Annotated in this window: 1 pseudogene; it reads left to right on the top strand. The window is 49.7% G+C overall.

Features of this window, described 5'->3' with window-relative positions:
* Positions 1 to 95 precede the first annotated feature (95 nt).
* Positions 96 to 1,031 (top strand): annotated as a pseudogene (locus ACSZPU_RS25860) (diaminopropionate ammonia-lyase); the annotation flags it as partial.
* Between the last annotated feature and the right edge of the window lie 74 nt (positions 1,032 to 1,105).

Below are 1,105 nucleotides of genomic sequence, written 5' to 3'. Positions count from 1 at the left end.
TTATCGGTAGTTAACCCTTCCTCCTACACTCTCCACAATCATGTCCGAGCGTTGCACTTATTATCTGAATTCGCGATGGACATAAAGGTATATGCATGACGGACATGATTAAATATAAAATTAATACCCGGCGGAAAAAATCGGGTGTGGATTTACAGTTATTGAATGCGAGTGTTGCTGATGAAGTATTATCATTTCACAAAAAATTTCCGCAATATACCGTTACGCCACTGCGCAATCTGCCCTTTTTAAGTCAACGACTGGGGCTGGGATCGATTCATATTAAAGATGAATCACAGCGTTTTGGCCTGAATGCGTTTAAAGGGCTGGGCGGTTCTTATGCGGTAGGGAAATATCTGGCTGGAAAACTTTGTCTGGATATTAATGAGCTCACATTTACCATGCTGAACGCACCCGAGATGAAAAAACAGATAGCCGATATCGTCTTCGTAACCGCGACAGATGGCAATCATGGTCGCGGGATTGCATGGGCTGCAGAACAACTGGGATTAAAAGCGGTTGTCTATATGCCAAAAGGTTCTTCGGTTATCCGCGCACAAAACATTCGCCATCACGGTGCCGAATGCACCATTAGCGATCTTAACTACGATGACACCGTGCGTTTCGCCCATCAGCAAGCGCAAGAGCGCGGATGGGTGTTGCTGCAGGACACGGCGTGGGAAGGCTATGAGCAGATCCCAACATGGGTGATGCAGGGCTACATGACCTTAGCGATTGAAGCCTGGCAGCAGATGGAGGCGCGTGGCGAACCGCTACCAACGCATCTGATTTTGCAGGCAGGGGTTGGCTCGTTCGCCGGGAGCATCATGGGGTACTTTATTGAAAGAATGCAGGCGCAGGTCCCCACCATCATTATCGTCGAACCACGCAAGGCAGACTGCCTGTACCAGTCGGCGATGATCGATGACGGGCAGCCCCATAGTGTGGGTGGCGATATGGCAACCTTGATGGCGGGGTTAGCCTGCGGTGAACCCAATATCACCAGTTGGCCGATAATTCGTGATTATGCGGCGGATTCAACTCCGAAGTGCAACGCTAAGCCGCCAATCTTAGCTCTGCAAACACCACAGACGGTTGCCTGAAT

Origin of the sequence: Phytobacter sp. V69, from assembly GCF_965644215.1 — a bacterium.
GTDB lineage: Bacteria > Pseudomonadota > Gammaproteobacteria > Enterobacterales > Enterobacteriaceae > Phytobacter.
Note: the sequence above shows the minus strand (reverse complement) of the source record. Positions and strands in the feature narration are given on the sequence as shown.